This window comes from Bradyrhizobium sp. 2TAF24, assembly GCF_052115025.1.
Lineage (GTDB): Bacteria > Pseudomonadota > Alphaproteobacteria > Rhizobiales > Xanthobacteraceae > Bradyrhizobium_A.
The window spans coordinates 1-13,144 of sequence record NZ_JBFRFW010000001.1; the positions used below are offsets into that span (position 1 = coordinate 1).

Sequence of the window (13,144 nt, forward strand, 5' to 3'; positions counted from 1 at the left end):
AACTACACCCCGTCCGACCTGCAGCAGTCCGCCAACGGCACGGTCGACCCGGAAGTGACGCCGCAGACCCGCTACACGCTGCACACCGCGCAGCTCAACGTCAGCTTCACGCCGGACATCTGGGGCCAGAACCTGCGCAACGTCGAAAGCCTCGATGCCCAGACCGAGCAGGCCCAGTACCAGCTCGAGGCGGCGTACCTGACCCTGACCGCCAACGTCGTTACCGCGGCGATCCAGGAAGCCTCGTTGCGCGGCCAGATCGCCGCCACCGAGCGCATCATCAAGATCGCCCGCGACATTCTCGGCATTCTCAAGAGCCAGTTCGAGCTCGGCCATATCGCAGCGGTTGATGTGCTGACCCAGGAGGCCGCGCTCGCCCAGGTTGAGCAAACCCTGCCGCCGCTGCAGAAGCAACTCGCGGTGCAGCGCGACCTGCTGACCGCGCTCGCCGGCCAGTTCTCTGCCGACGAAGTGCTGCAGAAGTTCGACCTGCGGCGGCTGACGCTGCCGGCCAACCTGCCGGTCAGCCTGCCCTCGACCATGGTGCGCCAGCGCCCCGACGTGCGCGCCGCGGAAGCGGCACTGCATTCGTCGAGCGCCCTTGTCGGCGTCGCGATCGCCGCGCGGCTGCCGAACATCACGCTGTCGGCCAACCCGGGCGCCGCCGCGTTCAAGTTCGCCGAGCTGATGACGCCGGGGACGCTGTTCTACACGGTGGCGGCGAGCGCCAGCCACACGGTGTTCGACGGCATGACGCTGTACCACAAGCAGAAGGCTGCGGAAGCGGCGCTGGAGCAGTCGGAAGCGCTGTACCGCCAGGCGGTGATCACCGCGATGCAGAACGTCACCGACGCGCTGCGCAGCCTGCAGACCGACGCGCCCGCGGTGCAGGCCGCGATCAAGGCGGAGATCGCCGCCAAGGCCAGCCTCGAGCTGATCCAGAAGCAGCTCACGCTCGGCCTGATCAACCAGGTGATTGTCCTCAACGCCCAGCAGACCTACTTCAACGCCGCGATCGCGCGGGTGCAGGCGGAAGCGACCCGCCTTTCGGACGTCGCCGCATTGTTCATGGCGCTTGGCGGAAACTGGCCTGCCGATTGTCCATCGCGCGACTGGCGCGCCTGCGTGTTCGAGCCGCCGCAGACCCCCGAGGTCATCGCTGCGACTGGCGCATTCTGAGCAGCACTGCTGCGCGCGTGCCGAGCCGGCGTCCGGTGTTTCGACCGCAACTCGCGACAGGCGGCGAGTCGTGGTAGTGTGCTGCACCGCCTGACCCGAGTCACGTGCGCCGAATGACAGCGCCAGACGGATTCGAACGGAGGTTGGTCAACATGATAAAGACGATCATTGCGTTGACGACGTCACTGTTGCTCGCGTCGGCATCGAACGCGTTTGCGTTCAGCTTCGCGGGCCCCCACAGCGACTGGACGCCACTTCCTGTCGAACGGCTGAAGCAGCTGCCGCCGGCCGTGGAGCGCACGCTTCGTGCCGCGCAGAAGGCCTGCGGCGACGAGCAGCTTCTGGTGCGGACCGGATATGTGCGCTACCTGCCCGGCGCTCATGGCGGAACGTTCGTCTCGCTGCATCTCGATCAGGTTCACTGCAACAACCGCGCCGCACTGTGCCGCGGCGACAGCTGCCTGCACCATGTCTACATCGCGAGCGGACCGGTCGAGGTCCGCGAGGTCTGGCGTGGTTATGCCAGGGAGATCGATCTGGATCAGGCCGCCGGCGCCACCGCGCTCACCGTGCATTGCGGTGATGCCTGCCAGGCCACGCTGCATTGGGACGGCAGGCAGTTCGGTCACTGATCCGTCGGCATGACGCCGAGGGATTCATGATCCGTCACGGCCTGCGCAGGCGCTTCAGAACTGCGAATGGAAGCGGGCGCCGAGCACAGAGACCGGACCGCGGTCACGGTTGTAGGCGGGGTTGACGATGTACTGATAGTCCAGCGTCAGTTTCGCGGCGAACACCGGGAAGCTGTAGTAGGCCTCGATGATCTTCTCGGAGCCCGGATTCGGCAGCATGCCGTCGCCGACCAGGATGCCGAGACCACCGGCGTTGAGGAACGCCTGATGCACGGTCGTGATGCCGTTGACCACCCCGGCGATACCGAAGGTATCGCCGTCGCGCCCCCACTGCTTGCCCGACAGCGAGAGACCCGCCGCGACGGTGCGGTCGATATCAGTGAACTCATAGGGCTCGCGCCGGCCGTCAGCGATGCCGGCGCGGACGAACAGACCGACGTTCGGCACAAGCTGCTGCTCCAGATTCATGCTGATACCGCCGCGGCTGGCATAACGGCGCACCGCCGTGATGTCGGCAGGGCCGCCCGTCACCATGGCGAGCTGGATGGCGTCGGCGAAACTACCCATTCGTCCACGTGTCAGGAAGCCTGTAACCGCGACCTTGCCGGGCTGGTCGAGGATGGTGTAGCGCCGCTCCAGCTCGCCGACCCACTGGAACTGCTCGAAGCGGGAGTCGAGCGCCGTCTGGTTCGGCGCGATCGACAGGTCGAACAGACCGAAGCGCAGCGTCCACGGGCCCTGGTACCACTCGGCGGTAGCGCCGACCGAATAGGCCCACGCGTCCGCGGCATAGTCGAACGTGCCGGTATCGACGATCGCCCAGTTCAGGAAGTCGCTGCGCGGGTCATGCGCGTACCGGTTGGTGTCGAAGACATCGCCGACGCTGAACTTGCCGACCGTGAACACCAGCCGGTCCGAGGTCTGCGATCCGGAAAACTGGTTGGGTCCGGCATCGAGCTGCTGCACCTCGCCGCCGAGATTGATGGTCTGGCGCAGGAACGCACGGTGCAGCCGCAGGTAGGGATAGTCGGCGCCGACCTTGTAGGCTTCGGCACTCGGGAAACCGGCGACGCCGAGCGAGCTGCTGAGGCCGAGACCCTGGTCGATCTCGGGATTGATCCAAGCCTCGGCGCCCTGCCACAAGCGGATGCCGGCAAACAGGGTGAGGTCGGCGGTCTCGCGGCCGATGCCGCCATCCAAGCTGTTGGGGCCACTGTAGGGCGCGCGGAAACGCGGCGCATACTGGTTGGTGTAGGTGAACTGGCCGTGGACCGCGAACCAGTCGGTCTCGAGCGCCGTCGGTCCCTTGATCAGCAGATCCGGAAGCCGCGACGTGTCGCCGAGATGGTAGTTCAGGCCGAAGCGAATGCTCTGCAGCGTCAGATCGGCCGCATAACCTTCGGCACCGGCGGGAAACACGGCGCCCTTGCGGCCAAAGCCGGTGGCGAGATACTCGGCCTTGGCGCTCCAGTTCTTGTCGATCGGCAGCTCGATGCCGGCACCGGCCGCCCAGCCGAACCGCCACAGCAATGCGTTGTCTACGGTGCCAGGCGTCGCGATTCCGTTGGGCGATGTTCCGGCGACCTGGGTGCGCGTGACCTGATCGTAGGTCCAGGCGAAGCCGGCCGTGCCATACAACAGGAATTGATCGAACACATAACCGACGCGGGCACGGGCGCTGCCGTAATGAATCACGGCTTCACCATAGCTCACCGCACCGAGCAGCGGCGTCGCAACGAGCTGGCTGCCGCGCACCGAATAAGGCACCAGCACATCGGAATTGGGGAATGTCAGATCGGCTTCGACGCCGAGCAGCACGCGCGATCGCGAGACGTAGTTGTAGCCGGCCTGCAGGCCGGCTACGTAGCTGCCCGTTCCGGCCATCACGTCGAAATGAAACGGCAGGTCGAAGGTCCCATTCACCGGCGCGCCGGCACCGGTCGGCGCGGCACTCCAGTTCGAGTCGCCTCGCGTGAAGCCGACATGGCCGCCGACATACCAGCCGCTCCAGTCGAAGCCCGCCGCGGCGATCGGCGCCTTCACCGGCATGACGGGCCAGTCCGCGGCAATGCCCGGCGTGGCAGACGCCATCAGCCAGAGCGCAGCAAAAGACGGGATCGTGGCGCGAGCCACGCGCACCATGCGCACGTTCGAGCGACCGTCCGTCACGCTCCACGATTTATGACATCTGCGTGACAAACATGATGCGACGGGATCCGATGGTCCACGATCAGCGACTGCATCGAACATGGTTGGCCTGCCCCCTTGCGCGCGAGGACGAGCCCCTCTCGACAGGCCGTGGAACACGACCACGACATCGCGCGCATCATCCCCTGCGGACGACGCCTATCCTCCCGGGTGGATAGGATGCCCACCGCCCTGATGGGCCAACTGCGACATTCTGTCAACACAGGCAGGTCCACCGAACCGCACCGGAATGCGGCCGAGCACCATGATTGCGCACGACTGTGACGATGAAGAAACAGCAGCCGCACGTTGCGCACGGGCCACGGCGCAATCGCTTGCGCGTGTCTTACATCGCAGGGAGGCCTGCGGTACCGGGCAGCCGTGAACGGAAGAAAGCGCCCGACGCGGCGCTCACTCGGTCGAGCGGCGCAGCTCCAGCGCGGGTTCGGCCTTCACCGGCTCGGCCTGCACTTCAGCCCGCGGCGTCGCGTCCGCCGAACGGGTCGGCTCGGTTGGATGCAGGCGGCGGGGGCGGATCTGCGCGCGCGCCATGATCATGGAGTTGCCGTGCTTGTGGAATTCGCAGTACGCGAAGCCCATGCCGGACACCGAGCCGCGGAACGAGGCCTCGTCGTTCTTGGTGAGGTTGAAGCAGGGCTCGAACGGCAGTCCCTTGAGTGAGGCGCACACCGAATTGGGACGGACCTGGATGGTATTGACCGGCAGCCGTGCGTAGCGGACCGGACCCGAACCGCCGAACTGGATGGAGCCGGCGACCGAACCATCGCTGTAGATGCGGCCCGATCCCTTCGAGCCATCGAAGCAGGTGAAGGAGAACAGCTTGTTAGCGACGAATTGCCGGGCCTGTTCGGGGGTCATTTCTTCGGCGATCGCCGGAACGACCACACTGGCAGCAACGAGCGATCCAGCAATCAAACGCGCCAACATGATGCAACTCCAACTCATCGGGTTTGCCGGCGACCGCGCCGAAAGCCGCGCCATGGCCTGCCTTAACCCGCTGCTTACCATACCAACCGTGGCAACATTGGCGCACGATGGTTGGTAAAGTCTGAACGTTTCACATGATTTTCACGACCAGCCGGCCGCGAACCTGACCGGCGAGGATCGAGGGCGCCGTGGACAGCACCTCGTCAAGGCTGATTTCCTGAGTGATTTCAGCGAGTTTCGACCGATCCAGATCGCTCGCGAGGCGGCTCCAGGCGCGCCTTCGGGTCTCGATCGGACACATCACGGAATCGATGCCCAAAAGGCACACTCCCCGCAAAATGAACGGCGCGACCGAGGTCGGCAGGTCCATACCCGCCGCGAGGCCGCAAGCGGCAATGGCGCCGCCGTACTTGGTCATCGACAGGAGATTGGCGAGCGTGGTCGAGCCGACACTGTCGATGCCCCCCGCCCACAACTCCTTAGCGAGCGGCTTCGCCGCGCCGGTGAGCTCGTTGCGGTCGAGGATTTCGGCGGCGCCGAGGCTGCGCAGGTACTGCTCCTCGGAGGTCCGGCCGGTGGACGCGATGACATGGAAGCCGAGCTTGGCAAGAATGGCGATGGCCACCGAGCCGACGCCGCCGGCGGCGCCGGTGACGATGATGGCACCACGCTTGGGTGTGAGGCCGTGCTTCTCCAGCGCCAGCACCGACAGCATCGCGGTGTAGCCGGCGGTGCCGATGGCCATGGCGTCGCGCGTGGTCATGCCGTCCGGCAGCCGCACCAGCCAGTCGCCCTTGACGCGGACCTTTTCGGCATAGGCGCCGAGATGGGTCTCGCCCATACCCCAGCCATTGCCGATGACCTTGTCGCCGGCGGTCCACTGCGGATTGCCCGAGGCGATCACGGTGCCGGCGAAATCGATGCCGGCGATCATCGGAAAGCGGCGCACCACCGGCGCCTTGCCGCTGATCGCAAGGCCATCCTTGTAGTTGATGGTCGACCACTCCACCGCGACGGTGACGTCGCCCTCCATCAGGTCGGCATCGTCGAACTGCGTCAGTGCGGCGGTCGTGCCCTTGTCAGCCTTGTCGATACGGATGGCCTTGAACGTACCCACGACGAACTCCCCGTTTCCAAATCAACGTCACCCCGAGCGATGGCCGGCCCACCCCGGCGCAGACGCCCGTCCCTACGCCGGCTGCACCGCGGCGCGCAGCACCGGCTTCTCCACGATCGGCAGATTGATCAGGGCCGACAGCACGCCGAAGACGACCGACAGCCACCACACCACGTTATACGACCCGTAATAATTGAAGGCGAGACCGCCGAGCCACGCACCGAGGAAACCGCCGACCTGGTGGCTGACAAACGCAAAACCATAGAGCGTGGCGAGCCAGCGCGTGCCGAACATCAGGCTGATCAGCGACGACGTCGGCGGCACCGTGGACAGCCAGGTCAAGCCGGTGACCATGCCGAACACGATCGCGGAGGCCGTGGTCATCGGCAGCGAGATGAAGGCGACCACCGACAGCGCACGCACGAAATAGATCGTCGACAGGATGTAGCGCCTCGGAAAATACCCGGCGAGCCAGCCGACGCTGATCGAGCCGATCATGTTGAACAGGCCGATCACCGCGAGCACCCAGCCGCCGGTCTGCGCCGGCATGCCGCGATCGACGAGATAGGCCGGCAAGTGCGCGGTGACAAACGCGAGCTGGAAACCGCAGGTGAAGAAACCGAGCACCAGCAGCACATAGGAACGATGGCCGAACGCCTCGCTCAGCGCCTGGGTGAAGGACTGCCTGTCCTCGGCCGGCGCGTCGACGCTGGCCGCCGGCGGCGTCGCCACCGCGAACGACAGCGGCACCACGAACAACATCAGCACCGCAAACGCGGTCAGCGTCGCCGGCCAGCCGATATGATCGATCAGCGCCACACTGACGGGGGCGAACAGAAACTGGCCGAACGACCCCGCAGCGGTGCCGACACCGAGCGCAAGGTTGCGCTTGTGCGGCGGCACCAGCTTGCTGAACGCGGCGAGTACCAGGTTGAACGAGCAGCCGGACAGGCCGAAGCCGATCAGCACGCCGGTCGACAGCGTCAGCACCGAGGGCGAGCCGGCATAGCGCATCAGCAGCAGGCCGGCCGCATACATCAGCGCGCCGACCGACAGCACCCGCAGCGTGCCGAAGCGGTCTGCGACCGCGCCGGCGAACGGCTGGCCGAGGCCCCACAACAGGTTCTGCACGGCGAGCGCGAAGGCGAACACGTCGCGGCCCCAGCCGAGATCGTGACTCATCGGCTGGATGAAGAAGCCGAAGGTCGAGCGCGGCCCGAAGGTGAGCATGCCGATCAGACCGCCACAGGCGATGATCAGCAGGGGCGAGCGCCACGAACGCTGGGTGACGGAGACGGCGTCGGCTGACATGGCATTCCCCCGGAAGCTGGCCGCGATCGTGATGAAGCGTCACGGCCTGAAAGATGCGGCTGCATGAACATAAAGCGATCACGCCGGGAGATCGAATCGTCCCGCCGCATCGCAGCGATGCAAATTCATTCCACCGGCTGTGCAGATTTTGGCAAGCGACCGGTCTGGCCAAAATGATAGACGCATGATATATTTCTTTTGCTCATTTGGAGAATAAGTAACCGATCCTGTCCTCGGACGGGACCATCACCGTCAGCCACAACCCATCACCGGCCTCGCGGCCGGACTTCTTGGGCCCTCAATATACTCAAATAGAGCATATCAAGGGCCGTTTCGGGAGACGCCACATGCCGATCACCACCCTTCTCGGCCCTGACGATCTGGGGACCGCTCCGCTCCAACGCCGGCGCAGCCGCGGCGCCCTCGCCGATCGCCCGCTGTCCACGCCGCCCCTCGCCTGGACGCCGGAAGTCGAGCGCGCGACCGCACACCTCTACGAGCGGGTGCGAACCGTGATCCCGCCGGTGGAATGGCCAACCATGGCGCCGACCATCCACGCCATCAACGAACTGAAGCGTGAGCGCAACGCGGTCATTCTCGCCCACAACTACCAGGCGCCGGAGATCTTCCACTGCGTCGCCGACGTCGTCGGCGACTCGCTGCAGCTGGCACGCGACGCAACCAAAGTGAAGGCCGACATCATCGTCCAGTGCGGCGTGCACTTCATGGCGGAGACCTCGAAGATCCTCAATCCGGAGAAGACGGTGCTGATCCCGGATTCCCGCGCCGGCTGCTCGCTGGCGGAAGCCATCACCGCCGAAGACGTGCGGCTGCTGCGCGACAGATTCCCCGGCGTGCCCGTGGTCGCCTATGTCAACACATCGGCGGACGTGAAGGCGGAAGTCGACATCTGCTGCACGTCGTCGAACGCGATCGCTGTGGTGGAGAGCCTGAACGCCGAGCGCGTGATCTTCCTGCCGGACCAGTATCTCGCCCGCTACGTCGCTGCGCATTCCAAGGTCCAGATCATCGCCTGGAAGGGCGCCTGCGAAGTGCACGAACGCTTCACCGGCGATGAGCTGCGCAGCTACCGCGCAATCGACCCGGCGGTGCAGATCATCGCCCATCCGGAATGCCCGCCGGACGTGATCGCGGAGGCCGACTTCACCGGCTCGACCGCGCACATGATCGACTGGGTGCGCACCCGCAGACCCAAGCGCATCATCATGGTCACCGAGTGCTCGATGGCCGACAACGTCAAAGCGGAGCTGCCCGACGTCGAGTTCGTGCGGCCCTGCAACCTGTGCCCGCACATGAAGCGGATCACGCTGCCGAAGATTCTCGACAGCCTCATCAACCTCACCGAGGAGGTCACCATCGATCCGGCGATCGCCGCGCGGGCGCGGCAATCAGTGGAGTGGATGATCCATCTGAAGAGCTGATCGCGATTCATCGAGGCGCGCTCCGCGCGCACCTCAGGATGACGGATCGGTATTCATCACCGCAATCGCAAGGACCAATGTCCATGACGGCTTCCAACACCCATCGTCGGCACATCGACGATATCGTCATCGTCGGCGGCGGGCTCGCCGGCCTGTTTTGTGCACTCAAGCTGGCGCCGCGGCCGGTGACCGTGATCACCGCCGCACCGCTCGGCCAGGGCGCATCGACCGCCTGGGCGCAGGGCGGCATCGCCGCCGCCATCGCCGCGGGCGACAGCGCCGAGGCGCATGCCGCCGACACCGTGGCGGTGGGCGGCGGCCTCGTCGAGGCCGATATCGCCCTCGGCATCGCGCGTGAAGCGCCAGCGCGGATCGAAGAGCTGCTGCGCTATGGCGTGCCGTTCGACCGCGACGCCGACGGCCGCCTCGCGGTCGGCCAGGAGGCGGCGCATTCGGCGCGGCGCATCGTGCATGTCCGCGGCGACATGGCCGGCGCGGCGATCATGGCAGCGCTGGTCGCCGCCGTCCGCGCCACGCCCTCGATCCGTGCGCTCGAAGGCTACACGGCCGAGCACCTGCTGACCCACGACGGCGTCGTGACCGGGCTCGTGCTGCACGAAACGGGCGACCAGTACGCGCCACTTACCATCGCGGCGAGCGCGGTCGTGCTCGCCACCGGCGGCATCGGCCACCTCTATGCGGTCACCACCAATCCGGTGGAGGCGCGCGGCCAGGGCCTCGCCATCGCCGCACGCGCCGGCGCGATCATCGCCGATCCCGAGTTCGTCCAGTTCCACCCGACCGCGATCATGGTCGGCCGCGATCCGGCGCCGCTCGCGACCGAAGCTCTGCGCGGCGAAGGCGCCACGCTGATCAACGATCGTGGCGAGCGCTTCATGGCGGCGCTGCATCCGCTCGCCGAGCTCGCGCCACGCGACATTGTCGCGCGCGGCGTGTTCGCCGAGATCGCCGCCGGCCGCGGTGCCTTTCTGGACGCCCGCACGGCACTCGGCGCGCGCTTCGCCGATCGCTTTCCCACAGTGCATGCGAGCTGCGTGGCCGCGGGCCTTGATCCCGCGACCATGCCGATCCCGGTGGCGCCGGCCGTGCACTACCACATGGGCGGTATCGCGGTGGATGCGCGCGGCCGCGCCTCGCTGACCCATCTGTGGGCCGGCGGCGAGGTGTCGTCGACCGGCGCCCATGGCGCCAACCGCCTGGCGTCGAACTCGCTGCTGGAAGCGGTGGTGTATGCCGGCCGTATCGCCGACGACATCGCCGGACAGACGCTGCCGAGGGCCAGGTTGCCGCGCTTCGTGCCGGACGAAGCGCACGCGCCGCCGGTTCATTCCGGCAAGGACCGCCTGCGCCGCGTCATGGCCGCACAGGTCGGCGTCATCCGCGACCATGACGGCCTCAGTGCCGCCGTGCGCACCCTCGCCGACATCGAGGCCGGTGCGCGGACCGCGGCGCTGCGCAACATGGCGACGACCGCGCTGCTGGTGGCAAGCGCCGCATGGAACCGCCGCGAAAGCCGCGGCGCGCATTACCGCGCCGACCATCCCGACACCACGGCGGCGCTCGGTCGCCGCACCATGACCACGCTGACGGCAGCGCGCGACATCGCCGCCGCGCTGCAGGACGAGGCAGGGCACGTTGCGCCCGCCCTCACCGCCTGACCCATCGACAACCGATCCCGAGGACCATGTCATGATCGCTCCAGCCACCCTGCTCGCTCCCGATGCCTTCCTGTCCCCGCTCGCCATCGACGCCGCCGTCCATCGCGCCCTCGACGAGGATCTCGGCCGCGCTGGTGACGTCACCTCCATCGCCACCATTCCCGAAGCGACAACGGCCCGCGCGTTGTTCGTGGCGCGGCAGTCCGGCGTGATCGCGGGCCTGCCGCTCGCCATAGCCGTGTTCCGCGCCCTGTCGGACCGCGTCGAGATCACCGCGCATGCCCGCGACGGCGCGACGGTCGCTGCCGGCACGACGCTGCTGACCCTCACCGGCCCGGCGCGGGCGATACTCAGCGGCGAACGCACGGCGCTGAACTTCGCCGGCCGGCTGTCGGGCGTTGCCACCCAGACCGCGGCCTATGTCGGCCACACCGCCGGCACGCGGGCGCGGATCTGCTGCACCCGCAAGACCACGCCGGGCCTGCGTGCACTGGAGAAATACGCCGTGCGCTGCGGCGGCGGCTCCAACCACCGCTTCGGGCTCGACGATGCCATCCTGATCAAGGACAACCATATCGCGGTCGCCGGCGGCATCCGCGCGGCACTGACGCGGGCCCGCGCGATGGCCGGGCATCTGATGAAGATCGAGATCGAGGTCGATACCCTCGCGCAGCTGCGCGAGGTGCTGGACTGCAGCCTCGCCGACGCCGTGCTGCTCGACAACATGGACGTGCCGACCTTGCGCGAGGCGGCGGCGCTGACCGCCGGACGCGTGGCGCTGGAGGTCTCGGGCGGCGTCACCGCACAGTCGATCGCGGCGATCGCCGCGACTGGTGTCGACTACATCTCGAGCGGCGCGCTGACCCATTCGGCGCCGAACTTCGATGTCGCCATCGATATCGCGACCTGATCAGCGCCGCGGCGGCGGAGGCCACAGATAGTCCAGCACCTCGCGCAGCCCGGTTCGGATCGCGCTGCGCCCCGCGGCGGTATCGGCAGCGCCGAACTTGCCTTCAAGCGCGAGCTTGGCGAAGCCGTGCACCACCGACCAGGCCGCGCGGGCGGCGATGTCGACCTGCCGCGCCGCCACCGGCCCGCCGCCGGGCAGTTGCTCCATCACCGCCTCCAGCTCCATGTAGGCCGCCTTCGCCGCCGCATGCAGCCGCGGTTCGTCCGCCAGCAGCCGCCGGTTGCTGAACATCATCTGGAAACGGCCGGGATGGTCGAGCGCGAAGCACACATAGGCTTCGCCTTGCGCCCGCAGCCGCTCGCGCACGGGCGCATCGATTGCGGCCGCCTCCGCCAGCGCGCGCGTCAGCGCATCGTAGCCGCGGATCGCGACCTCGGTCAGCAGCCCCGGCGCATTGCCGAAGTGATGCGACGGCGCCGCCGGCGACACTCCGGCGCGACGCGCCGCCTCGCGCAGGGTGAACCCTTCGGCGCCGCCCTCGGCGAGGATCGCCTCCGCCGCGGTGATCAACGCCTCCTGCAGATCGCCGTGATGATAGCCCGCCTCGGGAGCGGATCGCGGCCGCGGTGACGCTTTTCGTCCGCCAACTGCCTTCTTGCCTGTCACGCCACGGCCTCTCGCATACGTCGCCCATCATCTTGACAGTGTTCAGATCGCGCGCTAGTGATCTTAACAGTGTTAAGATTGAGCGCACCTCGGTGCCGCCCACAAGGAGACCGTCATGACCACTACTGCGAACGTTACCACAGCTTCCCCCGTCAGGCGCCGCGCGGTGCTGGGCGGCGCCGCGCTCGGCGTCGTCGCCGGCGCGGTCGGCGGCCTCGCCGGCGGCGTGGCGCTCGGCCAGGCCTCGAACCTGCCGCAGCAGAAGCCGAGCGGCCGCCGCCGCTTCGACGGCAAGATCGTGATGGTCACCGGCGGCACCTCGGGCATCGGCCGCGCAGCGGTGAAGCAGTTTGCCGCCGAAGGCGGCCGCGTCGTGTTCTGCGGCCGCGACGAGGCACGCGGCCATGAGGTCGAGGCCGAGGTCAAGGCGGCTGGCGGCGTCGCCCAGTTCATTCGCGCCGACGTGCGCAGCGAGGACGACATCAAGGCGCTCGTCGACCGCACCATCGATGGCCACGGCCGGATCGACGTCGCCTTCAACAATGCCGGCATCTCGATCGAACACCCGCTGCATCTCTACACGACTGCCGAGTTCGACGATGTCATCGCCACCGACCTGCGCGGCGTGTTCCTGTGCATGAAGTACCAGATCCCGCAAATGCTGAAGGCGGGCGGCGGCAACATCGTGGTGACGTCGTCCTCGAACGCCGTTGCGACCACTGCCAAGCGTGGCGCCTATGCGGCGGCGAAGCGCGCACTGGTCGGTCTCGTACAGGCCGCCGCGCTCGACTACGCCCAGCAGGGCATCCGCATCAACACGCTGGTGCCGGGCACCACGGACACGCCGTTGATTCGGCGTCTCGTCGGCATGGAGAACGTACCGGACGCAGCCTGGAAGGTCGGCATATCGCAGTGGGCGAAGTCGAATGTGCCGGGGCTGCAGCGCGTCGCGACGCCGGAGGAGGTCGCGGCGTTCGCGCTGACGCTGGCGTCCGACGATCACCCCTATCTCACCGGTGGGCAGTTCATCATCGACGGCGGCAAGACGGCGCAGGGCGGTTGAGCGCGGCGGA

Annotated in this window: 11 protein-coding genes; 6 read left to right on the forward strand and 5 right to left on the reverse strand. The window is 67.4% G+C overall.

Annotated elements, in window-relative coordinates:
- Positions 1-1,179, forward strand: a 1,179-nt coding sequence (locus AB4Z37_RS00005) for an efflux transporter outer membrane subunit (RefSeq protein WP_441514628.1), incomplete at its 5' end; no start/stop codon positions are given.
- 152 nt (positions 1,180-1,331) lie between these two features.
- Entirely contained in the window at positions 1,332-1,811 is a 480-nt protein-coding gene (locus tag AB4Z37_RS00010) for a hypothetical protein (protein ID WP_211965873.1), read from the forward strand.
- 54 nt (positions 1,812-1,865) lie between these two features.
- Here AB4Z37_RS00010 and AB4Z37_RS00015 read toward each other — a convergent pair whose 3' ends face one another.
- The 4 genes from AB4Z37_RS00015 to AB4Z37_RS00030 all read right to left on the reverse strand — a co-directional run bounded on the left by AB4Z37_RS00015 (position 1,866) and on the right by AB4Z37_RS00030 (position 7,374).
- Positions 1,866-3,860: a carbohydrate porin gene (locus AB4Z37_RS00015; protein ID WP_441515219.1), complete on the reverse strand. Its 1,995-nt coding sequence runs from the start codon at positions 3,858-3,860 to the stop codon at positions 1,866-1,868.
- Positions 3,861-4,409: 549 nt separating this feature from the next.
- Complete coding sequence (locus AB4Z37_RS00020) at positions 4,410-4,946, reverse strand: hypothetical protein (RefSeq protein WP_441515220.1); 537 nt, start codon at positions 4,944-4,946, stop codon at positions 4,410-4,412.
- A 130-nt stretch (positions 4,947-5,076) separates the two neighbouring features.
- Entirely contained in the window at positions 5,077-6,063 is a 987-nt protein-coding gene (gene acuI / locus AB4Z37_RS00025) for an acrylyl-CoA reductase (NADPH) (protein WP_441514629.1), read from the reverse strand.
- Between the two features lie 72 nt (positions 6,064-6,135).
- Positions 6,136-7,374, reverse strand: coding sequence for an MFS transporter (locus tag AB4Z37_RS00030; protein ID WP_441514630.1), 1,239 nt, complete (start codon positions 7,372-7,374; stop codon positions 6,136-6,138).
- A gap of 347 nt (positions 7,375-7,721) precedes the next feature.
- Between AB4Z37_RS00030 and nadA the strand changes: the two genes are divergently transcribed.
- The 3 genes from nadA to nadC all read left to right on the forward strand — a co-directional run bounded on the left by nadA (position 7,722) and on the right by nadC (position 11,405).
- Positions 7,722-8,816, forward strand: coding sequence for a quinolinate synthase NadA (gene nadA / locus AB4Z37_RS00035; protein ID WP_441514631.1), 1,095 nt, complete (start codon positions 7,722-7,724; stop codon positions 8,814-8,816).
- Positions 8,817-8,899: 83 nt separating this feature from the next.
- Positions 8,900-10,495, forward strand: coding sequence for an L-aspartate oxidase (locus AB4Z37_RS00040; protein WP_441514632.1), 1,596 nt, complete (start codon positions 8,900-8,902; stop codon positions 10,493-10,495).
- Positions 10,496-10,526: 31 nt separating this feature from the next.
- Positions 10,527-11,405 carry a carboxylating nicotinate-nucleotide diphosphorylase gene (gene nadC / locus AB4Z37_RS00045; protein WP_441514633.1) on the forward strand — a complete coding sequence of 293 codons (879 nt, stop codon included), beginning with the start codon at positions 10,527-10,529 and terminating at the stop codon, positions 11,403-11,405.
- Here nadC and AB4Z37_RS00050 read toward each other — a convergent pair whose 3' ends face one another.
- The gene (locus AB4Z37_RS00050; RefSeq protein ID WP_441514634.1) at positions 11,406-12,071 is read right to left on the reverse strand and encodes a TetR/AcrR family transcriptional regulator; all 666 of its coding nucleotides are present in this window, start codon (positions 12,069-12,071) and stop codon (positions 11,406-11,408) included. It lies immediately after the preceding gene.
- Positions 12,072-12,186: 115 nt separating this feature from the next.
- Between AB4Z37_RS00050 and AB4Z37_RS00055 the strand changes: the two genes are divergently transcribed.
- Positions 12,187-13,134 carry an SDR family NAD(P)-dependent oxidoreductase gene (locus AB4Z37_RS00055; protein ID WP_441514635.1) on the forward strand — a complete coding sequence of 316 codons (948 nt, stop codon included), beginning with the start codon at positions 12,187-12,189 and terminating at the stop codon, positions 13,132-13,134.
- The last annotated feature ends 10 nt before the right edge of the window (positions 13,135-13,144 follow it).